Below are 20,803 nucleotides of genomic sequence, written 5' to 3'. Positions count from 1 at the left end.
CAACCTCGATTGCCACACCCAGGCACGCACGCCCGTGATTGCATTGGACGCGACCGGCGCCCACGGACCTGCGGCAGGTGCCCGGGGAGGCGGCCAGCATTGCAGAATTCATTCATCGCCGTCGATCCGGTGCAGTGCGCGTTCGCGTGCCTGCTCTTCGGCGCTCGCCACGCAGGGCCCATGGATATCGCCCGGCCTCACCAACCACCAACGGCGACGGTTGGCGACGCCGGCCAGTTCGGCACTGGTGCGGTCCACGCAGGCCAGCAGCGCGTCTTCCTGCACCAGCAGCCAGCGCTGCTGCGGCTGGGCCGCCTGCCAGGCAACGCCATCGACCAGCTGCCGGTCCCAGCGCCGATTGAAGCCGAACGTCGCGGCATCGCGGTCGGCCATCAGCAGGTTCTGCTCCTTCCACGCGACCAGGCCCAGTTCCGCCTCCGGGCCGATGCGCTGGCCGACCTGCTGCATCAGGCCACGTGCCGAGCTGGAGTCGTTGAACAGTGGATAGCCGATCAGGCCGAATGCCACCCAAGACATGGTGAGGGTCGCCACCACCGCCAGATGGAAGCGGCGGACGCCGGCGATGCACAGGGTGAGCACGGCCCAGCAGCCGAGCGCCACCGCCACCCAGCCCAGGCCGGAGGTCACCGCGGTGTCGATGCCGCGGTCGAGGATCAGCTTGCGCTCGAAACCCGGCTGACCGAGCAGCATCGAGATGCCGATGCCGAGCAGGCCCGAGGCCAGCAGGGCCACGAAGCCCCCGAGCAGCCACTGGAAGGCGCGCTTGCGCAGCAGCCCGGGCAGCAGCGGTGCCAGCGCCAGGCAGAACATGGGCAGCGCCGGCAGGATGTAGACGTCGCGCTTGCCGTTGGGGATCGAGAAGAACAGCACGATCAGCAGCCACCACACCAACGGCAGCAGGTAGCGCGCATCGCGGCGCTGCAGGCGTCGGCGCCAGGCGGGGATGGCCCAGGGAATCGCCAGGAAGGCCGGGATCCACATCGACGGCATCGTGCCCAGGAAATACCACCACGGCTGGTGGTGATCCCAGGACTGCGCGTAACGCTTGGCGGTCTGCCGGAACAGGATGTCGTCCAGATAGGCGCGGTACTCGGCCGAACCGCTGCCCAGTGCGGTCACCACCATCGGCACCAGCCACAGCGCGATCGCCAGCACGAAGGCCAGCGGCCCGACCCAGAAGCGCCAATCGCGGATATGCAGTTTCACCCGCGGCCAGCCCAGCACGGAGGCCACCGCCGCGGGCAGGATCATCAGCAGCGCGATCACGCCGACGCCCTTGGTGATCACGCCCAGCCCGGCGGCGAACCAGCCCAGCCACCACCAGCGCCAGGCCGGCCCAAGCAGCAGGTGGCGCAGCAACCCGTAGTTGGCCAGGGTGATGAAGAACACCACCAGTGGATCGATCTGCGCTTTCTTGGACTGGAACGTGAAGTGCAGCGCGAACAGCAGCGCCCAGGCGGCATACAGCCCGACCCGCCGCGTCCACAGGCGCCGGCCCAGGTCATGGACGCAGGCCAGGGTGCCCAGCGCGGCCAGCAGCGAAGGCAGCAGGAAGGCCACGCGCCAGTCGCCGATCAGCGAGTACAGCGCGGCCTGCGACCACATCAGCATCGGCGGCTTGTCCGAGTACAGCTCGGTACCGCGATGCGGGAACAGCCAGTCGCCGCTCTCCACCATCTGCTTGGCGACCAGCGCGAAGCGGGGCTCGTCGGACGGCCACGGGTCACGCATGCCCAGGCCGGCCCCCAGAACGAGCAGGGCCATCAGGGCAAGCAGCCAGAACTCTCGGGATGCGCGGGTTTTAAGCATGGGGCGGGATTCTAGCCGGGTTCGGTTCAACCCTTCTTTAGCAGACGCGCATAGAAGAAGCCGTCAGCACCGTCCTCACCGGGCAGGCGCTGGCGCCCGGCCCAGGAATCGTGGCCATACGCCTCTCCCAGCGGCAGGAAGCCCGCGTCCCGGGTGCGCTGCAGGAAGGCTTCGACCTGGAATTGATTTTCATCGCGCAGGATCGAGCATGTCGCATACAGCAGGGTTCCGCCCGGGGTAAGCATCGTCCAGCAGGCATCCAGCAGGCGGGCCTGCAAGGCCATCAACGCCTCGATGTCGGTCGCGCGGCGATGCGCCAGCACATCCGGCTGCCGGCGGATGATGCCGGTGGCCGAACAGGGCGCATCGAGCAGGATGGTGTCGAACAACTGCCCGTCCCACCAGCTGGCCGGATCGGTCGCATCACCCGCGAGCACCTTCGCGTTCTGGCCGACGCCGGTACGCACGAACGTTTCGCTGATGCGTTTGAGCCGGCGCGCATCGATGTCCAACGCCAGCAGCTGCAGGGTCGGATCGCGCTCCAGCAGATGCGCGGCCTTGCCGCCCGGTGCGGCGCAGGCATCCAGCACCCGCGAACCCGGGCGCGGCGCCAGCGCGTCGGCGACCTGCTGGGCGGACAGATCCTGCACCGACAGCGCGCCATCGGCGAAGCCGGGCAGCGCGGACACGGCGACGGGCACCGGCAGACGGATCGCATCAGCCCCCACGCTCGATGGCTCGGCCGCGATGCCTGCCGCCTCCAGCTGCTGCAGCATCGCCTCGCGGCTGCTGTGCTGGCGGTTGACCCGCAGCCACAGCGGCGCGGCCTGCAGGCTGGCGGTGAACACGGCATCGGCCTCCTCCGGCCAATCCTGTTCGATCTTCTCGGCCATCCACAGCGGGAACGCATCGCGCGCGGGCAGCGGCGGAATGCCTTCGCGCTGGGCGCGGCGCAGCAGGGCATTGACCATGCCGGCCTGGCGATCACGGCCCATCGCACGCGCAGCGTCGACCGTGGCCGAAAGCGCGGCATGCGCCGGCAGTTCCAGCGCATCCAGCTGGGCAAAGCCGACCAGCAGCAGCGCGCGCAGTTCGTCCTCACGCACGCTCAGCGGTCGCGGCATCCACTGCGCCAGCGCGGCGTCATAGGCGGCGCGACGACGCAGTACCGCAAAGCACAGCGCTTCGAGCAGCGCGCGGTCGCGGCTGTCATCCAGGGTCGGCAGGGCGGTGGCCAGTTCGGCCTTGAGCGAACGGCCGCGGCCGATCACCTGGGCCAGCACGCGCGCAGCCAGCACGCGGGTGGGCACGCCGGGGGCGGTATGGGCGGTGTAGGGGCCTGCAGGCTTGCCGGAGCGCGCGTTGGTCATCTCAGGCACCCACGCCGAGGTCGCGACGGGCATTGAGGTAGTCGGCGGCGGTGATCGCCTTGCCGCCCTCGCGCTGCAGCACGCGCAGGCGCAGCGCGCCCTGGCCGCAGGCGATGTCGATGCCGTCGCGCGACGCGCCCAGCAGCGTGCCCGGGGCCTTGCCCTGGTTGTCATCCAGCGCGATCGCGCCGTGGATGCGCACGCGTTCGCCGGCCAGCATCGCCTCGGCGATCGGCCAGGGATTGAAGGCACGTACAGTCCGCGCCAGCGCGTGGGCGTCCTGCGCCCAGTCCAGGCGCGCTTCGGCCTTGTCCAGCTTGTGTGCGTAAGTGACGCCGGCCTCGGGCTGCGGCTGCGCGATCGGCTTGATGCCGGCACGCAGCAGGCCCAGGCCATCGGACAGCACCTGCTCGCCCAGCGCGGCCAGGCGGTCGTGCAGCTGGCCGCCGGTATCGTTGGGGCCGATCGCGATGTGCTGCTTCAGCAGTACCGGGCCGGTATCCAGCCCCGCTTCCATCTGCATCAGGCACACGCCGGTCTCGGCGTCGCCGGCCTGGATCGCACGCTGGATCGGCGCGGCACCGCGCCAGCGCGGCAGCAACGAGGCATGCACGTTCCAGCAGCCGTGGGTCGGGATGGTCAGTACGGCCTTGGGCAGGATCAGGCCATAGGCCACCACCACCATCAGGTCCGGGGCCAGGTCACGCAGCTGCTGCTGGGCTTCAGGGGTCTTCAGGCTGTCCGGCTGGAACACCGGGATGCCGCGTGCGATCGCGTCCAGCTTGACCGGTGACGGCGCCAGGCCTCGGCCACGGCCCGCAGGGCGATCAGGCTGCGTATACACCGCGACCACTTCATGGTGGCGGGCTGCGGCACGCAGCGAGGACACGGCGAACGCCGGCGTACCGGCAAAGACAATCTTCATGGCGACCCCACTAACAGAACGTAAAACGGCGCCGATGTCCGGCGCCGCGCGACAGGCACCGTCGCGCGGTCAACCCGCGCGGCGGTCTCTGCAGACACCTCAGGCAACGTGCTTGCGCTGCTTGGCCAGCTTCTTGCGCACCATCTCGCGCTTGAGCGGCGAGAGGTAATCAATGAACAGCTTGCCGTCCAGGTGGTCCATCTCGTGCTGCACGCACACGGCGAGCACGCCATCGGTGGTCAGCTCCTGGGCCACGCCGTGGCGGTCCAGGTAGCGCACGGTGATCTGGTTGGCGCGGGTGACGTCGGCAAAGATGCCCGGCACCGACAGGCAGCCTTCCTGGTAGACCTGGCCGCCTTCGTTGGCGACGATCTCCGGGTTGATGAACACCATCGGGGTGTCCTTCTCCTCACTGACGTCGATCACCATGAAACGCTTGTGCACGTCGACCTGGCTGGCGGCCAGGCCGATGCCCGGGGCGTCGTACATGGTGTGGAACATGTCATCGATCAGGGTCTGGAACGCCGGCGTGGTCACGTCGGCGGCATCCATCAACGCGGCCTTGGTGCGCAGGCGCGGATCGGGAAATTCGAGAATGGGCAGGAGAGCCATGGCAAATACCGGTAGGGGGCGCCGGTCGAAGCGGCGTACAGGGCGATTCTATCGCCAACGCTTGCCCCGCGCCCCGGTTTCTGGACTATAGTGCGCGAACCTGTTGGGGAATCAGGCACCACATCTATGTTTGAACGAACTCGTACGGTCGTCGCCGTGGCGATGCTGACCGTCGCTACCTATGCTACCGCCGTGGAAATGAATGGCGGGCACCCGGATACCTATGTCGTGCGCAAAGGGGACACGCTGTGGGACATCTCGGCGCGTTTCCTGCAGAAGCCCTGGCTGTGGCCGGAGATCTGGCAGGCCAACCCGCAGGTCAAGAATCCGCACCTGATCTACCCGGGTGACGTGCTGAGCCTGGCCTATCTGGACCGCGTCGTGGCCCAGCCCGGCCCGCGCCAGGAGGCCCCGATCAACGGCGTCCCGCTGGAACAGGTCGAGCCCTTCCTGAAGCAGCTGAGCGTGGTCGACGAGGTCAAGTCGCTGCCCTACGTGGTCAATCTGGAAGACAACCGCCTGCGCGCGACCACCGGCCAGACCGCCTACGTGCGGGGCCTGGAGAATGCCCAGGTCGGCCAGCGCTACGCCGTGGTCCGCCCGACCGTGCAGTACGCCCTGCCCAAGCCGACCGAAGACCTGAACGCCCGCGGCGATACCACGCCCGGCAGCGGCAACGTCTGGAAGGCCTTCATCGTGCCGAGCAAGCGCCACCAGACGCTGGGCTACGAACTGGCCCAGATCAACGTCGGTACGGTGAGCCGTGTGCAGAGCGGCAACGTCGAGGTGACCTCGCTGGTGCTGCAGGGCCAGGTCGACGGCCGTGAAGTCCGCGCCGGCGACCGCCTGGTCCCGGTCGAGGCCCGCCCCTACGACCTGCAGTTCGTGCCGCACGTGCCCGCACCGCAGACCGCCGATCTGGATGTCCGCGTGCTCGCGGTGGCCGACACCTTCACCTCAGGCGGCCCGCGCGACGTGATCGCGATCTCCGCCGGCAGCGCCAACGGCGTCGACAACGGCACGGTGTTCTCGCTGTGGCGCCAGGGCCGCCATGTCGCCCACCGCATGGACTACCCGAACGCGTCGCGGATGGACGATGCGCTGACCAGCGGCGCCGGCCGGGTCACCCTGCCGGACGAGTACGCCGCTCACGCGATGGTGTTCCGCACCTTCGAGAACGTCAGCTACGCGCTGGTGATGGAAGGGATCAAGCCGGTCAAGGTCGGCTATTCGGCACTGCATCCCGATAAGCAGTAAGCGCGGCAGAGTCCTACGCTTCCATTCGACGGCGCCCTAGGGCGCCGTCGTCGTCTGCGCCGCACGCTGCAGGGATGTCTATTCCCTGCCTGGCCTCGTCCACCGCCCTGCTCACCCTGGCCCTCGCCGGCGGTGCCCTGCCGTCCCGCCTGCGCCTGCTGCGCCAGTTTCCGGATGCCGCAGCGGCGCTGCGGGCCGGCCCGACCGCCTGGCGGGCCGCCGGCTGCACGCCCGCGCAACGCGCCCGGCTGGCCCTGCCGGACGAGCGCTATCTGGCGCATGCCCTGGCGTGGCTGGTCGATGACCGCCATCACCTGCTCGGGCTGACCGATCCGGACTACCCGGCCCTGCTGGCCCAGATCGAGGAACCGCCGGTGGCGCTGTTCGTCGACGGCGACCCGGCGCGGCTCTGGCATCCGGCCGTGGCGGTGGTCGGCAGCCGCTCGCCCTCCCCCGGCGGCCGCGAGCACGCGCACGCCTTCGCCACCGCGCTGGCGGCGGACGGCTGGTCGGTCATCAGCGGACTGGCGACCGGGGTCGACGCCCAGGCCCATGACGGCGCGCTGCAGGTGACCGGCGGCATGACCGTGGCCGTCGTCGCCACTGGACTGGACCAGACCTATCCGCCCCGGCATGCCGCCCTGCATGAACGGATCGCCGCTATCGGGGCCGTGGTCAGCGAATACGCGCCGGGCATGCCGGCGACCCAGGCGCACTTTCCCGCGCGCAACCGGATCATCGCCGGGCTCAGCCTCGGCACCGTAGTGATCGAGGCCGCCCAGCGCTCGGGCGCGCTGATCACCGCCCGCTGCGCCGCCGAAGCGGGCCGCGAGGTGTTCGCCCTGCCCGGCTCGATCCGCAACCCGCGGGCCCGCGGCTGCCACCGGCTGATCCGGCAGGGCGCGGCGCTGGTCGAGGAACCGGCCGAGGTGACTGCCGGCCTGGCTGCCCTGGCCCAGACCCTGGCCGGGGCCTTGCGAACCCGGTTGGACGCCCCCACTGAACAGGCACGACCGGCGCCCGAGCGCGCCCCTTCCTACACCGACCCGGACTACCAGTGCTTGTGGAAAGCCCTGGATCACGACCCAACGGGTATGGATTCATTGATCCAGCGCAGCGGATTGACGGCGGCCCAGCTGTCGGCCATGCTGCTGGTCATGGAACTGGATGGAAAGGTAATGGCCGCCCATGGTCGCTACTGTCGAAAACCCTAGTTTCTTCACCTCCACAGCGTCGTTGACGCAGGCCGAGGGGCAATGAAAGAGAGCATTCTGGATGTCCTGCTGTACCTGTTCGAACACTATTTCAGCGAAGACGCGGACCTCATCCGCGACCGCGACTCCCTCCAGAACGGCCTGATCCAGGCTGGCTTCAGCCCCACCGAGATCAACAAAGCCTTCGATTGGCTGGACGCGCTCGCCGAGCAGCGGCCGGCCGTCGTGCTGGGCCGCGTCAATGGCCCGGTGCGGATTTTCCATGGTCCCGAGTTGGACAAGCTCGACGTGGAAGGCCGCGGCTTCCTGATGTTCCTGGAGCAGCACGGCATCCTCGACGCCAGCCAGCGCGAGCTGGTGCTGGACCGGGCGATGGCGCTGGACCAGGACGAACTGGACCTGGACGACCTCAAGTGGGTCGTGCTGATGGTGCTGTTCAACCAGCCCGGGGCCGAGGCCGCGTACGCCTGGATGGAAACCCAGATGTTCGTGGACGAGCCGGAACCGCTTCACTGACCGTACACTGAGCGCCTTGCGCATTCAGGAGCGGGCCGGTGGACCAGTGGTTCTTTGCAGAAGGAAACAGTCAGCAGCGCGGTCCGCTGCCTGCTGACGAACTGATTGCGCTTTACCGCTCCAGCCGCATCGCGCTGGATACGCTGGTCTGGCGCGACGGCATGGCCCAGTGGCAGCCGCTGGAAACGGTGGCGGCCGAGATCGGCCTGGACATCCCCCCTGTCGCTGACACGGTGGAAACCCCGGCCCCCGGCCCCGCCGTGCCGCCGGCACTTCCCGCCACGCCGGCCGCGCCCGTCACGCCCGCGCCGCCCGTCGCCGTTCCGCCGCCCCGCAAGGGACTGAGCGGCTGCGCGATCGTGGGCATCGTCGCGGCCGTGATCGTGGTGCTGGTGCTGATCGTCGGTGCGGTGCTCGCCGCGATCGCCCTTCCCGTCTATCAGGAGTACGTCGCGCGGTCCAAGACCAGCGAGGCGCTGGTGACGCTGGCCCCGATCAAGCTCGCGGTCGCTGGATTCCACGGCGAGTACGGCCGCTGCCCGGTCAACGATGACGAAGGCTTCCTGCCGGCCGAAAGCTATGCCGACGGTGCCATCGGTGCGGTGCGCATCGGTCGCTTCGACAACGGCCACTGCGGCGTGGAAGCCGAGCTGACCGTCCCGGGCAGCCCCTCGCTGGACGGCAAGCTGCTGTGGCTGGACTACAACGGCGCCGGGCACTGGGAATGCAGCGGCGAGCCCGATGACAAGTACCTGCCGCTGGAATGCCACGGCTGATAACGGACGCATGTCCATGGATGCACCCAACAGGGGATTGAAGCAATGACTGAGTGGTATTTCGCCGATGGCCAGGAACGTCAGGGTCCGCTGAGCGCAGAGGACATGCGCCAGCGCTTCCAGCGGGGTGACATCACCCTGGCCACGCTGGTGTGGCGCGAGGGGTTCGCGCAGTGGGCGCCGCTGTCCGAGGCCGTCGATGAGCTGCAGCTGCAGAACCTGGCCTCGGCCGCCAGCAACCTCGGCAACGGCATCGATCTGCGCGGGGATTACACCGCGATCGACAACGGCACCGCGCCGCTGCCGGGCACCGGTGGGGGCACCTACTCGCCGTATACCGCGCCTGCCGCGGCCACCGGCTATGCCGGGTCCGCCGTGGTCGACGGCCAGGACGTGGTGTATGCCGGTTTCTGGAAGCGCTACGCCGCCTACTTCATCGATTACATCCTGCTCACCGTGGTCACCCTGCCGCTGAGCATGATCATCAACGTGATGGGCGCCAGCTCGGGCAACGAAGGCGTGCAGGTCGCGCTGACGCTGGTGGTGATGCTGCTCAGCCTGGTCATCAGCATCGGCTACTACGCCGGCTTCCACGCCTCGCGCGGCGGGGCCACGCTGGGCAAGATGGCGGTCGGCATCAAGGTGGTCCGCGGCAACGGCGAGCGGATCAGCTTCCTGCGGGCCTTCTGCCGCTACCTGGCGACCATCGTCAGCAGCCTGATCCTGATGATCGGTTTCATCATGGCCGCCTTCACCGAGCGCAAGCAGGCGCTGCACGACATGATGTGCGACACCCTGGTGGTGGACAAGTGGGCCTTCACCGAGCATCCCGAGCTGCAGCAGCGCGGCCTGGGCACGGTCACCATCGTGATCCTGGTGATCGCCGCACTGGCCGTGGTGGCCCTGTTCGGCGTGATGATCGCCATGATCGGCGTCATCGCCTCGATGTCCTGATCTGAGCCGTCCTCACATCGGGCCGCTTGACATGAGCGGTCCCGGCGTGATTCCACTAATAGGCAGAAAGCTGAACGCCCGGCCCACCCCCGGGCGTTCGGTTTATGTATATCGCCCGCGCCGCTTCACTAATGCGGCCATTTGCTCCACCCTAGCGGCCCTCCCCGGGGCCCTGCCCATAGAATCCTGACGCCATGCCCAAGCACCTGCTCATCGTCGAATCGCCCGCCAAGGCCAAGACGATCAACAAATACCTCGGCAAGGACTTCACTGTCCTGGCCTCGTATGGGCATGTGCGTGACCTGGTGCCCAAGGAAGGCGCGGTCGATCCCGACAACAACTTCGCGATGCGCTACGACCTCATCGAGAAGAACGAAAAGCATGTCGATGCCATCGTCAAGGCGGCCAAAACCGCCGACGACATCTTCCTGGCGACCGATCCGGATCGCGAGGGTGAAGCGATCAGCTGGCACATCGCCGAAATCCTGAAGGAACGCGGGCTGGTCAAGGACAAGCCGATGCAGCGCGTGGTCTTCACCGAGATCACCCCGCGCGCCATCAAGGAAGCGATGGGCCACCCGCGCGAGATCGCCGGTGACCTGGTCGATGCCCAGCAGGCGCGCCGCGCGCTGGACTACCTGGTCGGTTTCAACCTGTCCCCGGTGCTGTGGCGCAAGGTGCAGCGCGGCCTGTCCGCCGGCCGCGTGCAGAGCCCGGCGCTGCGCATGATCGTCGAGCGCGAAGAAGAGATCGAAGCCTTCATCGCCCGCGAGTACTGGAGCATCGATGCGCTGTGCGCGCATCCCTCGCAGCACTTCAATGCGCGCCTGATCAAGCTGGACGGCCAGAAGTTCGAACAGTTCACCGTGACCGACGGCGACACCGCCGAGGCCGCGCGCATGCGCATCCAGCAGGCCGCCCAGGGCGCCCTGCATGTCACCGACGTGGTCAGCAAGGAGCGCAAGCGCCGCCCGGCCCCGCCGTTCACCACCTCCACGCTGCAGCAGGAAGCCTCGCGCAAGCTCGGTTTCACCACGCGCAAGACCATGCAGGTCGCGCAGAAGCTGTACGAAGGCATGGCGATCGGTGAGGAAGAAGGCACCGTCGGCCTGATCTCGTACATGCGTACCGACTCGGTGAACCTCTCGCAGGACGCGCTGGCCGAGATCCGCGATGTGATCGCGCGCGACTACGGCATCGGCTCGCTGCCGGACCAGCCGAACACCTACCAGACCAAATCCAAGAACGCCCAGGAAGCCCACGAAGCCGTGCGCCCGACCTCGGCGCTGCGCACGCCTGCCCAGGTGGCGCGTTTCCTCACCGATGACGAGCGCAAGCTGTACGAGCTGATCTGGAAGCGCGCCGTCGCCTGCCAGATGATCCCGGCCACGCTCAACACCGTCAGCGTGGACCTCTCGGCCGGCAGCGAGCACGTGTTCCGCGCCAGCGGCACCACCGTGGTCGTGCCCGGCTTCCTCGCCGTGTACGAGGAAGGCAAGGACAACAAGAGCGCCGAGGACGACGATGAAGGCCGCAAGCTGCCGGCGATGAAGCCCGGCGACCGCGTGCCGCTCGAGCGCATCCTGGCCGAACAGCACTTCACCCAGCCGCCGCCGCGCTTCACCGAAGCGGCGCTGGTCAAGGCGCTCGAGGAATACGGCATCGGCCGTCCCTCGACCTACGCCTCGATCATCCAGACCCTGCTGTTCCGCAAGTACGTGGAAATGGAAGGCCGCAGCTTCCGCCCGTCCGACGTGGGCCGTGCGGTGTCCAAGTTCCTGTCCAGCCACTTCACCCAGTACGTGGATTACGACTTCACCGCCAAGCTCGAAGACGAGCTCGATGCGGTGTCGCGTGGCGAGGAAGACTGGATCCCGCTGATGGCACGGTTCTGGGAACCGTTCCACAAGCTGGTCGGCGAAAAGAACGAATCGGTCGACCGCGCCGAAGCCAGTGGCGCGCGCGAGCTCGGTACCGACCCCAAGACCGGCAAGCCGGTCAGCGTGCGACTGGGCCGTTTCGGGCCGTACGCGGCGATCGGCAGCACCGCCGAGGACGCCGAGGACAAGCCCAAGTTCGCCTCGCTGCGCCCGGGCCAGTCGATGCACACCATCTCCCTGGAAGACGCGCTGGAGCTGTTCCTGATGCCGCGCGCGCTCGGCCAGGACAAGGAGGAGGATGTCAGCGTCGGCATCGGTCGCTTCGGCCCGTTCGCCAAGCGCGGCAGCACCTATGCCTCGCTGAAGAAGGAAGACGACCCGTACACCATCGACCTGGCCCGCGCCGTGTTCCTGATCGAAGAGAAGGAAGAGATCGCGCGCAACCGGATCATCAAGGAGTTCGAGGGCAGCGAGATCCAGGTCCTCAACGGCCGCTTCGGCCCGTACATCAGCGACGGCAAGATGAACGGCAAGATCCCGAAGGATCGCGAACCCGCGTCGCTGACCCTGGCGGAAGTGCAGAAGCTGATGGAAGACACCGGCAAGCCGGTGCGCAAGGGCTTCGGCAAGAAGGCCGCGAAGAAGGTCGTGGCCAAGAAGGCACCGGCCAAGAAAGCCGCCGCGGGTGAGGCGACCAAGAAGACCGCCACCAAGAAGGCCGCGGTGAAGAAGGTCGCGAAGAAGGCCACGGCGAAGAAGGCCACCAAGAAAGCGGCCAAGAAGGCCGTGAAGAAAGCCGTCAAGAAGGTCGCGGCTCCCTGAGCCCGGTTGACCCCTCCCGCCACGGCGGGAGGATAATGCGGGCCATGCATCCGGCCCGCCTGTCATGAACGAACTCACTGTGGACACCGCCCTGCCTGCGCTGCGCGCCGGCGGGGTGATCGCCTATCCGACCGAAGCGGTCTGGGGCCTGGGCTGCGATCCCGCGCACGAGGCGGCGGTGATGAAGCTGCTGCAGCTCAAACAGCGCCCGGTCGAGAAGGGCATGATCCTGGTCGCCGCCGATCCGGCCCAGCTGGACGGCTGGGTGCGCATGGATGCCCTGCCGCCGGACCGCCAGGACGTGGTGCTGGCCAGCTGGCCCGGCGCCAACACCTGGATCCTGCCGGCCGGCAAACGTGCGCCACGCTGGATCACCGGCGAGCACAGCGGCATCGCGGTGCGGATCAGCGCACACCCGCTGGTTGCGGCGCTGTGCCGGGCCTGGGGCGGGCCACTGGTCTCCACCAGCGCCAACCTCGCCGGCGAGCCACCGGCCCGCACCCGTGCCGAGCTGGACCCGCGCCTGCTGGCGTTGCTCGATGGGCTGATCGATGGCCACACCGGTGGCCTGGCGCAACCCACGCCGATCCGCGATGCGCTCAGCGGCCAGGTGTTGCGCAGCTGAGCCGGCTTTTGCGCGGCGGCGACCAAACCCGCACACTGCGCGCATGACCCTGCGCCCTGCCCTGTGGTTGTTCCTGTTCGCACTGCTGAGCCCTGTCGTGCCCGCCGCGGCGCAGACCGACAATGTGCGCGTCTACCGCTGCGTGGGCAGCAACGGCGCCGTCTCGCTGCAGGACGCACCGTGTCGCGAGGGCCGGCAGGAAGTCCGCGACCTGCAGCGCCCGCGCGACCCGGCACCGCAGGTGGTGCGCAGCGACCGTACGCCCGACCCGGCGCCTGCCCCGCGCGCGCCCGAACGCGAAGTGCGCTACGTGCATGTACAGCCGCCGCAGCCGATGTACGAATGCACCACCAGCGATGGCGATACCTATGTGAGCGACAGCAACGAAGGTAATCCGCGTTGGGTGCCGATCTGGACGAATGCCTATCTGCCCTACCGGCCCGGCCCGCGGCCACCGCCCGGTGGCTACCCGCCCTCACGGCCGTTGCCACCGATCATGCCGATGGGCAGCGGCTCGGTGCGCAGCAGTGGAGGCTCGCTCTCCGTCAGTGGCGGCGGCTCACGGGTCGGCGGCAGCATCAACATCGGTGGTGGCAGCTCGCAGTGGGAAGGCGGTGGCTATCCGTACCCGGGTGTGGAGAACAGCGTGGTGGTACCGGCCGGCAACGTGCTGGTCCGCGACGAATGCCATGCGCTGCCCGCGCAGGAAGTCTGCTCGCGGCTGAAAGACCGGCGCTGGGACCTGATCCGCCGCTACAACAGCGCGCTGCAGGGCGAGCGCGACGCGCTGACCCGCGAGCAGCGCGGGATCGATGCGCGCCTGGACCAGGACTGCGGCGGCCACTGAGCGCGCTGCGCTTTACACTGATGCGATGAAACGACGGTTCCTGCTGCTCTTGTTGCTCGTGCCCCTGCCGGCGGCGGCCGACGATGCGGTGTTCTTCCGCTGCACCGATGCGGGCGGCAACCTGACCATCCAGAGCGTGGCCTGCCCGGCCGGCAGCGAGCAGCGCATCCAGCGGATCAGCGCACCGGTCCGCGCACCGGCCGACGTGCCGTCCGCACCGGTCGCACCCACCTCCCGTCACATCATGCCGCCGTTGCCGCAGGAAGGTGACGAGGACAGCGGCCTGCTCGACAGCGCGGCGCTGCGCCCGGAAGCGCCGACGGCCGGGCCCGACGACGACGCGCCGGCCAAGCCCCCGCTGCCAGAGATCTATCAGTGCGTCTCCGCCGAGGGCAGCCGCTACCTGCACGAACACGAACCGGCGCCGTCGCGCTGCGAGTCGCTGGCCATCACCGGCCTGGGCGGCAGCAGCGCGCCGAGCAATGCGGCCAGCTGCGAAGTCGTGCGCGATGTCTGCGCGCCGGTGGCGGAGGCCCAGCGCTGCAGCAGCTGGCAGCAGCGCTTCCGCGATGCGCGGGGCCGCGAGCGTTTCGCCGCGCCGGAGAAGGAGGCCGCCGCGACCGCCGAGCGCGCGCGCCTGGAAGCGGTGTTGGTCGAGAGCGATTGCCCGGTGCCGTGACTGGATACACCGTATGCCATGACCGCGTTCCGGCCGCGCACCCTGTCACCGGTAGTGCCGGCCGCTGGCCGGCTCAGAACCCGTAGCGCAGGAACCCGCCATCCACCGCGATGCACTCGCCGGTGACGTAGCTGGACGCCGGCAGGCAGAGGAAGCCCACGGCCGCAGCCACCTCTTCCGGTTCGCCGATGCGGCGCATGGGGGTGCGATCGATCACCTGCTCGTAGTAATCCGGATCGGACAACGGGCCGGAGGTGCGCCGGGTGCGGATGTACCACGGCGCCACGGCGTTCACGCGGATGCCGTCCTCGGCCCATTCCACGGCGAGGTTGCGGGTCATCTGGTGCATCGCGGCCTTGGTCATGCCGTACACCGCACCACTGCGCACATGGGTCAGGCCGGAGACGCTGCCCACATTGACGATCGCCGAGGCCGCGTGCCGGGCCAGCAGCGGGTGCGCGTAGCGCGACAGCTCGAACGCCGAGAACAGATTGGTCTCGAAGATCCCGCGCCACTCGTCTTCGGTGTATTCGGTGGCCGGCTTGCTGATGTTGCCCCCGGCGTTGTTGACCAGGATGTGCAGGCCATCGCTGTGGTCTTCCACCCAGTCCAGGATCTCGCGACGATCCTCGTCATCGGAGACATCAGCGGCCAATCCGTGGATCTCACGGTCCGGGAAGGCGTCGGCCAGTTCGTCGCGGGCCATTTCCAGTGCATCGGCACCGCGGCCGACGATCAGCAGGTCCGCACCGAAGCCCAGCAGTTCGCGCGCGATCGCCAAGCCGATGCCGGCGCTGGCGCCGGTGATCAATGCGGTCTGTCCATCCAGTCGCCAACGTTGCGCGCTCACGCCCTTCTCCTGCGGTGATCCATGGAATGCGGCACCCACGGTGCTGCCCGGATAGGATAACGCGCGATGGCCCACGCACCGGCGGCCATCACGCGCGATGCGCGAGGCGGTGGGACACTGGTCCTCCGCTACCGGCTCAACGAGGGAGGTTGCCATGACGATCCGTATTGCCCTGCCGCTGCTCGCGATGATCGCGCTGAGCGCCTGCAACCGCCCGGTGCCGCCGGCACCGGATACACCGCCGGAACCGCAGGCCACCGAACTGCGCGAGGCCATCCAGCAGCCGATCGACCGCGCCAGGACCGTGGGCGATACATTGCAGAAGACCGCCGACGCGCAAGCTGCCGAGGTGGACCGCGCCACCGGCGGCGACACCCCGCCCCGGCCGTGAGCCCAGCGACCCGATAGCAGAACGCCCGGCACAGGCCGGGCGTTCGGGTGTCACACGGTGCCGCTGAGCCCGCTTACAGACCGCAGAAGCAGTACACCAGCGTCTTGACCGGCGCGGCGTTGTTGCGCGGGTCACGCGCGGCGTCTTCGACGAAGCGCAGCTGGGTGTCCAGCTCCGGCATCGAACGGGCCAGCATCAGACGGGCCATGCCCGATTCGCCCAGCATCCAGGCACCGGCATGGCTGCCGGCGAAGCCGCTGAGAAACTGCGCGAACGGGGTGGCCGCCTTCTCGATGTAGCGCACGCGGAACTTGCCGGCCTCGCCGAGCTTGGCGCGGCTGGCGGCATCGGCGACGGCGGTCTTCAGGCCACCGAACTCATCGACCAGGCCGCGTTCCTTGGCCTGCGCACCGCTCCACACACGACCCCGGGCGACTTCATCGACCGCTTCCACCGGCTTGTTGCGCGCGGCGGCGACCTTGCCGGTGAAATCGGCGTAACCCTTGTTGATCACCGACTGGATGACCTGGCCTACGGCCGGGTCCATCGGACGGGTGATGTCGAACGCACCGGCGAAGCGGGTGGTGCCCACGCCATCGGTATGCACGCCGATCTTGTCCAGCGAGCGGGCCACGTTCGGGATCATGCCGAAGATGCCGATCGAACCGGTGATCGTGGACGGGTCGGCGTAGATGCGATCGGCGTTCATGCTGATCCAGTAACCGCCCGAGGCCGCCAGATCGCCCATCGAGACCACGACCGGCTTGCCGGCTTCCTTCAGCGCGACCACTTCGCGGCGGATCTGCTCGGAGGCGAATACTTCACCGCCCGGCGAGCTGACGCGCAGCACCACGGCCTTCACGTCCTTGTCGTCGCGCGCTTCGCGCAGCAGTGCCGAGGTCGACTCGCCACCGATGCGGCCGGCCGGCAGATCGCCGCCGGAGATTTCACCGGAGGCCACGATCACCGCCACCTGCGGACGCGAGTCCACCGGCGAGCGACGGCTGTCGAGCACGCTCAGGTACGCATCGAGGTTGACGTTGCGGTAGCCACCATCGGCGTCATCGTCGGCGATGCCGCGTTCGGTCAGCAGGGTGTCCACTTCCTCGCGCGTCTTCAGGCCGTCCACCAGCTTCTGCTGCAGGGCGAACTTGGCCAGGTCGCCACCGGCGGCGGCGATGCCTTCGGGCATGGTGTCGATGCCGGCGGCCAGCTGTGCCGGGTCGAGCTTGCGCGCCTTGGCGATGTCGGCCAGGTAGCGCTGCCACACATCGTTCATCCAGAACAGATCGGCTTCCTTGGCCTGCGGCGAAGCGGCATCCAGCACGTACGGTTCGGCAGCCGACTTGTACTCGCCCACCTTGAACAGGTGCACGTCCACGCCGAGCTTGTCCTGCAGGCCGGTGCGGAAGTACTGGCGGTAGCGGCCCAGGCCCTCGAGCACCACGCCGCCCATCGGGTCCAGGTAGACCTCATTGGCCTGCGAGGCCAGCAGGTACTGCGACTGGCTCATGTTTTCGCTGAAGGCGACCACCTGCTTGCCGGCGGCACGCAGTTCCTGCAGCGCGACGGTCACTTCGCGCATCGAAGCGAAACCGCTGGGCTGCAGCTTGTCCAGCTCGAGCACCACGCGCTCGATCTTCTTGTCGGTCTTGGCGGCCTCCAGCGCGCGGATCAGATCGCGCAGCTGGATTTCTTCGGCGCCCTTGTCACCGACCGCCTTGCCCAGCGCGCGGCTGACCGGATCGGCACTGAACTGCTCGACCAGACGACCTTCCGGTGCGATCACCAGGGTCGTGCGGTCCTGCAGCGATGCCTTCGAGGTCGCGCTCTTGCCCATCGCGACGATGAACAGGATCAGGATCAGGAACAGCAGGCCGAAGAACACCAGGTTGAGGATGAGCCGGCGGGTAAAGTTCATCACATCCCACAGCCCGATGAAGAAGCTGGCGACGGGATTGCGACGCGCGGGTTGGTTCATGGGGGTAACTCCAGAGTGGCTTCTTGCCGTGGTGCCAGAATAGCCGGTGCCGGGCGCGCCGGCATCGGACACAAGTCAGGGGGTCGAAGGGAGCCCGGCGCGGGCGCTGCTCACGCGCAGCCGCCAGGCCATCAGGATGGCGGCGGCGGTCAGGCCCAGGATCAGGCCCAGCCACATGCCCTGCGGGCCCATGCCCAGCCCCAGTCCCAGCCCGGCGCCGAGCGGCATGCCCAGGCCCCAGTACGAGAACATCGCGATGAACATCGGCACGCGGGTGTCTTTCAGCCCGCGCAGCGCGCCGGCCGAGAGCACCTGGATGCCATCCGGGAACTGGAACGCCGCCGCGTACAGCAGCAGGGTCGAGGCCAGTGCGGCCACGCCCAGGTCGTTCGTGTAGACGCCGACGATGGCGTCATGGCCGAACAGCAGCACCAGCGCCGACAGCGTCTGTGTGCCCAGGATGATCAGCAGCCCGGCGATCGCGGCGCGGCGCACGCCCAGCCCGTTGCCGCTGCCGACCGCATGGCCGACCCGCACCGTGGTGGCCTCGGCCACGCCCATCGGGATCATGAAGCACAGCTGGGCGACGTTGATCGCGATCTGGTGCGAGGCCGCTTCGGTGGCGCCGAGGCGACCGATCAGCAGTGCGGTGACGATGAACAGCCCGCCTTCCATCAGCACGGTGATGCCGATCGGCAGGCCGGTCCGCAGCAGGTCCCAGATCGCACTCCAGCGCGGTGCCTCGAAATGCGAGAACAGCTGCAGGTGGGCGAAGCGCTTGGTCTTCCACAGGTACCCGGCGAAGCACAGCGCCTGCAGCCACATCATGATCGCCGAGGCCATTCCCAGGCCTTCGGCGCCCAGCTCGGGGAAGCCAAGCTTGCCGTAGCAGAGCACGTAGCCCAGCGGGGCCAGCACCAACAGGCCGCCGAAGCCGAGCAGCATCGTCGGCAGCGTCCAGTGCATGCCCTCGCTCAGGTAGCGCATGCAGAAGTACAGCGTCAGCGCCGGGCCACCCCAGCGCACCGCATGCAGGAACGCGGTCGCGCCGGGCACGATGTCGGGCGCGATGCCGAACGCCGGCAGCAGCGGCGGCACCACCGTGAGGAAGGTGAACATGATCAGGCCCAGGCCCAGCGCCAGCCACAACGCCTGCCGGAACAACGGACCGATCTCGCGCTCGCGGCCCGCGCCGTGCAGCTGCGAGACCGAGGCGGTCAGCGAGATCAGGGTGCCGATCGGGATCAGCATCGGCAGCCACAGCAGCGCCGTGCCGATGGTGACGGCCGCGAGCGTGTCGGTGCCGTGGTGACCGGCGATCACGTTGTCGACGAAGGAGATCAGGCCGGTGGAAACATGGCCCAGAACCAGCGGCAGCGCGAGCAGACCGGTGGCGCGCACTTCCCGGGAGAGGCGCGGCGTGGAGGAAGCGGTAGACATGGACGTCACAGACGGCAACTACGGTCGCGCGCGGAGGGCACAGGCACCGGGTTGCGGCCCGACATCTTACGCGCGCGGCCGGCGAAAAGCCGCGCTTTCAGGTAAACGGGGTGACGCCGTCAGTGGCCGACGTGCTCGCGCAGCCAGGTATCACGCGCGCCCGGGGCCACGGCCAAGAACTCGCCGCGCACGCGGTCGCGGTCCTGCGGCGGGGTGCGCTGGGCGACCAGGGTCAACTGGGTGAGCTGGGACGGCGTGAGCTGGCGCAGCACCGCCAACGCGGTCGGGCGCTGCTCGGCCGGCAGATACCCGAACAGGCCCTGCAGCTTGGTGAATTCATGGCCGAGCTGCGGGCCGAGCAGCCAGCCGTCGCGGAAGCGCTGGTCCTGCTCGGCGAAGCGCTGGCGCAGCGCCTGCTGCTGGGCCGGGGGCAGCGCCGCAACCCGCGCTGCGGCCGCACGGACGCGGGCACGCTCGCTTTCGCCCATGGCCTGCCAGGCGGCATAGCGGCTGCGCAGCTCGCGCAGCTGGGCCGGGTCCAGCGCCGCCGGGGTTGCCGGGATGGCCGGCGCAGTGGCACTGGTCGGTGCGGGCACGGCGAGGGGAACCTCGACCCGGTTGGGGGCGGCGCTGGCGGCACTCGACAGCCCCAGGGCGATCAGCAGGAAGGCAGGCTTACTCATCGGCGGCAGCCGTCTCCAGGCCGGCGGTGGCGGGTTCGGGGCGGCTCGGCTGAGCCTGCGATTCGTCGACCGGGACGGGGCCGCCAGCGGCGAACCACGCATACAGATCGGCATCGCGGGCGGTCGGCAGGTCCGGATCGGCCAGCATCGCCGCATCGCTGGCAGCGTAGGGCGACGCGCTCGGGGCCACGGTCGGCAGGTCGTCGGCAGGCAACGCTTCCACGGTGACCGGGCCCGCATCGGCGACCGCGCCTTCGGGGGTCGCCACCACGGGGCCGCCGGCCTGGCGGGCGTGCTTCCACCACGCCGCGCCGCCAATCAGCACGCCGGCGGTGACGGCCACGATCAGCACGCCCTTCCACGGGAAGCGACGGCCACGCGGGCGCCTGACCGGTCGACGCTGGGCGGGGGCGTCGGACTTGACCGGGGTGCGCCACGAGGCGGTATCCGGCTGCTGGCTGGCCGGCGCCGCGACCGGTTGCTGCAGGCGCTGCAGCCGGCTGGCGGGCAGATCGCGGATGCGCAGCTGGACCTGCTCGGCCAGGGCGCGCCAGCCGGCGGCATCCGGGTTGCCATGGGCATCGCGGGGGCAGGCATCGGCCAGGGCGTGCTGGTAGTCGGCCATCGGCAGATCCAGGATCTGTGCGGCCGCCGCTTCGTCCAGACCGCCGCCGATCCGCAACAGGAACGCGAGCCGCGCCGACGGGGTCAGGCCAGCCAGGTGCTCCATCGGCGCCGGCCAACGGCCCGCGGCCGGTTCGCGCAGCGGCGCGCGGTGCACCAGCAGCGACCAGAAGCGCTCCGGCCACTGGGCCATGGGCAGGTCGCTGGCGATTCCGGCAAAGGCGCGCATGACCGCGACCAGGGCCTGCTCGGCGACGGTCGGGTCGCCGCACTGCAGCTCGGCCACGACCAGGGCGCGGCGTTCAACGCCACGGAGAAACGCCGACAGCGCGCCGGCTGCGGTAGAGGAAACAGGGGCGGGCGCAGCCGTCATAGCAACTCCATCATTGTGTGGAAATGATAGCGATTGCGTCACTCCAGCGGCGCGCGGATGTTCATTCCCTGTGAGCGGCCACGGTCTGCAAAGCCTTCCGGCGCAAAAGGTTGTGCACAGCACCACGGAAAACCGGGATAGAACCACACGTGAG

Annotated in this window: 19 protein-coding genes; 10 read left to right on the top strand and 9 right to left on the bottom strand. The window is 68.9% G+C overall.

The window, feature by feature from the left end; translation table 11 throughout:
• Window positions 1-108: 108 nt before the first annotated feature.
• From HH110_RS01900 to def, 4 genes are all read right to left on the bottom strand, one after another.
• Window positions 109-1,830, bottom strand: a complete 1,722-nt coding sequence (locus HH110_RS01900) for a glycosyltransferase family 39 protein (protein ID WP_176988073.1) — start codon at window positions 1,828-1,830, stop codon at window positions 109-111.
• Between the two features lie 26 nt (window positions 1,831-1,856).
• On the bottom strand, window positions 1,857-3,200 hold the full coding sequence (gene rsmB / locus HH110_RS01895) for a 16S rRNA (cytosine(967)-C(5))-methyltransferase RsmB (RefSeq protein WP_176988072.1): 1,344 nt from the start codon (window positions 3,198-3,200) through the stop codon (window positions 1,857-1,859).
• A gap of 1 nt (window position 3,201) precedes the next feature.
• A complete protein-coding gene (fmt, locus tag HH110_RS01890; protein WP_176988071.1) occupies window positions 3,202-4,125 on the bottom strand; it encodes a methionyl-tRNA formyltransferase in 924 nt (307 codons plus the stop codon).
• Between the two features lie 99 nt (window positions 4,126-4,224).
• Window positions 4,225-4,737 (bottom strand): peptide deformylase, encoded by a 513-nt coding sequence (gene def / locus HH110_RS01885; protein WP_176988070.1) that lies wholly within the window; start codon window positions 4,735-4,737, stop codon window positions 4,225-4,227.
• Between the two features lie 126 nt (window positions 4,738-4,863).
• On the opposite strand from def, the gene HH110_RS01880 reads away from it, so the two are divergent.
• The 9 genes from HH110_RS01880 to HH110_RS01840 all read left to right on the top strand — a co-directional run bounded on the left by HH110_RS01880 (window position 4,864) and on the right by HH110_RS01840 (window position 14,307).
• Entirely contained in the window at window positions 4,864-5,994 is a 1,131-nt protein-coding gene (locus HH110_RS01880) for a LysM peptidoglycan-binding domain-containing protein (RefSeq protein WP_176988069.1), read from the top strand.
• 74 nt (window positions 5,995-6,068) lie between these two features.
• The gene (gene dprA / locus HH110_RS01875; RefSeq protein WP_176988068.1) at window positions 6,069-7,208 is read left to right on the top strand and encodes a DNA-processing protein DprA; all 1,140 of its coding nucleotides are present in this window, start codon (window positions 6,069-6,071) and stop codon (window positions 7,206-7,208) included.
• Window positions 7,209-7,250: 42 nt separating this feature from the next.
• On the top strand, window positions 7,251-7,724 hold the full coding sequence (locus HH110_RS01870; protein WP_088433666.1) for a DUF494 family protein: 474 nt from the start codon (window positions 7,251-7,253) through the stop codon (window positions 7,722-7,724).
• A 38-nt stretch (window positions 7,725-7,762) separates the two neighbouring features.
• Window positions 7,763-8,500, top strand: a complete 738-nt coding sequence (locus HH110_RS01865) for a GYF domain-containing protein (RefSeq protein WP_176988067.1) — start codon at window positions 7,763-7,765, stop codon at window positions 8,498-8,500.
• Between the two features lie 45 nt (window positions 8,501-8,545).
• Window positions 8,546-9,454: an RDD family protein gene (locus HH110_RS01860; RefSeq protein ID WP_176988066.1), complete on the top strand. Its 909-nt coding sequence runs from the start codon at window positions 8,546-8,548 to the stop codon at window positions 9,452-9,454.
• Between the two features lie 194 nt (window positions 9,455-9,648).
• Window positions 9,649-12,156, top strand: a complete 2,508-nt coding sequence (locus HH110_RS01855; RefSeq protein WP_176988065.1) for a DNA topoisomerase I — start codon at window positions 9,649-9,651, stop codon at window positions 12,154-12,156.
• 64 nt (window positions 12,157-12,220) lie between these two features.
• The gene (locus tag HH110_RS01850; protein ID WP_176988064.1) at window positions 12,221-12,781 is read left to right on the top strand and encodes a Sua5/YciO/YrdC/YwlC family protein; all 561 of its coding nucleotides are present in this window, start codon (window positions 12,221-12,223) and stop codon (window positions 12,779-12,781) included.
• Between the two features lie 43 nt (window positions 12,782-12,824).
• Window positions 12,825-13,628, top strand: a complete 804-nt coding sequence (locus HH110_RS01845) for a DUF4124 domain-containing protein (RefSeq protein WP_176988063.1) — start codon at window positions 12,825-12,827, stop codon at window positions 13,626-13,628.
• 25 nt (window positions 13,629-13,653) lie between these two features.
• Window positions 13,654-14,307, top strand: a complete 654-nt coding sequence (locus HH110_RS01840; protein ID WP_176988062.1) for a DUF4124 domain-containing protein — start codon at window positions 13,654-13,656, stop codon at window positions 14,305-14,307.
• Between the two features lie 73 nt (window positions 14,308-14,380).
• Here the strand turns inward: HH110_RS01840 and HH110_RS01835 are convergent, their stop codons facing one another.
• Window positions 14,381-15,157, bottom strand: a complete 777-nt coding sequence (locus tag HH110_RS01835; protein ID WP_176988061.1) for an SDR family oxidoreductase — start codon at window positions 15,155-15,157, stop codon at window positions 14,381-14,383.
• Between the two features lie 154 nt (window positions 15,158-15,311).
• Here HH110_RS01835 and HH110_RS01830 point away from each other — a divergent pair, with 154 nt between their 5' ends.
• Window positions 15,312-15,548 (top strand): hypothetical protein, encoded by a 237-nt coding sequence (locus HH110_RS01830; RefSeq protein WP_194243558.1) that lies wholly within the window; start codon window positions 15,312-15,314, stop codon window positions 15,546-15,548.
• 73 nt (window positions 15,549-15,621) lie between these two features.
• Here HH110_RS01830 and sppA read toward each other — a convergent pair whose 3' ends face one another.
• From sppA to HH110_RS01810, 4 genes are all read right to left on the bottom strand, one after another.
• Window positions 15,622-17,529, bottom strand: coding sequence for a signal peptide peptidase SppA (gene sppA, locus HH110_RS01825; protein ID WP_176988060.1), 1,908 nt, complete (start codon window positions 17,527-17,529; stop codon window positions 15,622-15,624).
• A gap of 75 nt (window positions 17,530-17,604) precedes the next feature.
• The gene (locus tag HH110_RS01820) at window positions 17,605-18,969 is read right to left on the bottom strand and encodes an MATE family efflux transporter (protein ID WP_176988059.1); all 1,365 of its coding nucleotides are present in this window, start codon (window positions 18,967-18,969) and stop codon (window positions 17,605-17,607) included.
• Between the two features lie 119 nt (window positions 18,970-19,088).
• Window positions 19,089-19,652 (bottom strand): DUF3106 domain-containing protein, encoded by a 564-nt coding sequence (locus tag HH110_RS01815; protein WP_176988058.1) that lies wholly within the window; start codon window positions 19,650-19,652, stop codon window positions 19,089-19,091.
• On the bottom strand, window positions 19,645-20,649 hold the full coding sequence (locus HH110_RS01810; RefSeq protein WP_176988057.1) for a hypothetical protein: 1,005 nt from the start codon (window positions 20,647-20,649) through the stop codon (window positions 19,645-19,647). Before HH110_RS01810 ends, HH110_RS01815 begins: the two co-directional genes overlap by 8 nt.
• Window positions 20,650-20,803 lie beyond the last annotated feature (154 nt).

Source organism: Stenotrophomonas sp. SAM-B (assembly GCF_013387485.1).
GTDB lineage: Bacteria > Pseudomonadota > Gammaproteobacteria > Xanthomonadales > Xanthomonadaceae > Stenotrophomonas > Stenotrophomonas maltophilia_AA.
This window is presented reverse-complemented; position numbering and strand designations above follow the sequence as displayed.

Coding starts and splice junctions, on each gene's coding strand:
- sppA (WP_176988060.1), bottom strand. CDS start 17,529: ATGAACCAACCCGCGCGTCGCAATCCCGTCGCCAGCTTCTTCATCGGG.
- HH110_RS01855 (WP_176988065.1), top strand. CDS start 9,649: ATGCCCAAGCACCTGCTCATCGTCGAATCGCCCGCCAAGGCCAAGACG.
- HH110_RS01830 (WP_194243558.1), top strand. CDS start 15,312: ATGACGATCCGTATTGCCCTGCCGCTGCTCGCGATGATCGCGCTGAGC.
- HH110_RS01880 (WP_176988069.1), top strand. CDS start 4,864: ATGTTTGAACGAACTCGTACGGTCGTCGCCGTGGCGATGCTGACCGTC.
- HH110_RS01870 (WP_088433666.1), top strand. CDS start 7,251: ATGAAAGAGAGCATTCTGGATGTCCTGCTGTACCTGTTCGAACACTAT.
- HH110_RS01820 (WP_176988059.1), bottom strand. CDS start 18,969: ATGTCTACCGCTTCCTCCACGCCGCGCCTCTCCCGGGAAGTGCGCGCC.
- HH110_RS01850 (WP_176988064.1), top strand. CDS start 12,221: ATGAACGAACTCACTGTGGACACCGCCCTGCCTGCGCTGCGCGCCGGC.
- def (WP_176988070.1), bottom strand. CDS start 4,737: ATGGCTCTCCTGCCCATTCTCGAATTTCCCGATCCGCGCCTGCGCACC.
- HH110_RS01810 (WP_176988057.1), bottom strand. CDS start 20,649: ATGACGGCTGCGCCCGCCCCTGTTTCCTCTACCGCAGCCGGCGCGCTG.
- HH110_RS01860 (WP_176988066.1), top strand. CDS start 8,546: ATGACTGAGTGGTATTTCGCCGATGGCCAGGAACGTCAGGGTCCGCTG.
- HH110_RS01845 (WP_176988063.1), top strand. CDS start 12,825: ATGACCCTGCGCCCTGCCCTGTGGTTGTTCCTGTTCGCACTGCTGAGC.
- dprA (WP_176988068.1), top strand. CDS start 6,069: ATGTCTATTCCCTGCCTGGCCTCGTCCACCGCCCTGCTCACCCTGGCC.
- HH110_RS01900 (WP_176988073.1), bottom strand. CDS start 1,830: ATGCTTAAAACCCGCGCATCCCGAGAGTTCTGGCTGCTTGCCCTGATG.
- fmt (WP_176988071.1), bottom strand. CDS start 4,125: ATGAAGATTGTCTTTGCCGGTACGCCGGCGTTCGCCGTGTCCTCGCTG.
- HH110_RS01815 (WP_176988058.1), bottom strand. CDS start 19,652: ATGAGTAAGCCTGCCTTCCTGCTGATCGCCCTGGGGCTGTCGAGTGCC.
- HH110_RS01840 (WP_176988062.1), top strand. CDS start 13,654: ATGAAACGACGGTTCCTGCTGCTCTTGTTGCTCGTGCCCCTGCCGGCG.
- rsmB (WP_176988072.1), bottom strand. CDS start 3,200: ATGACCAACGCGCGCTCCGGCAAGCCTGCAGGCCCCTACACCGCCCAT.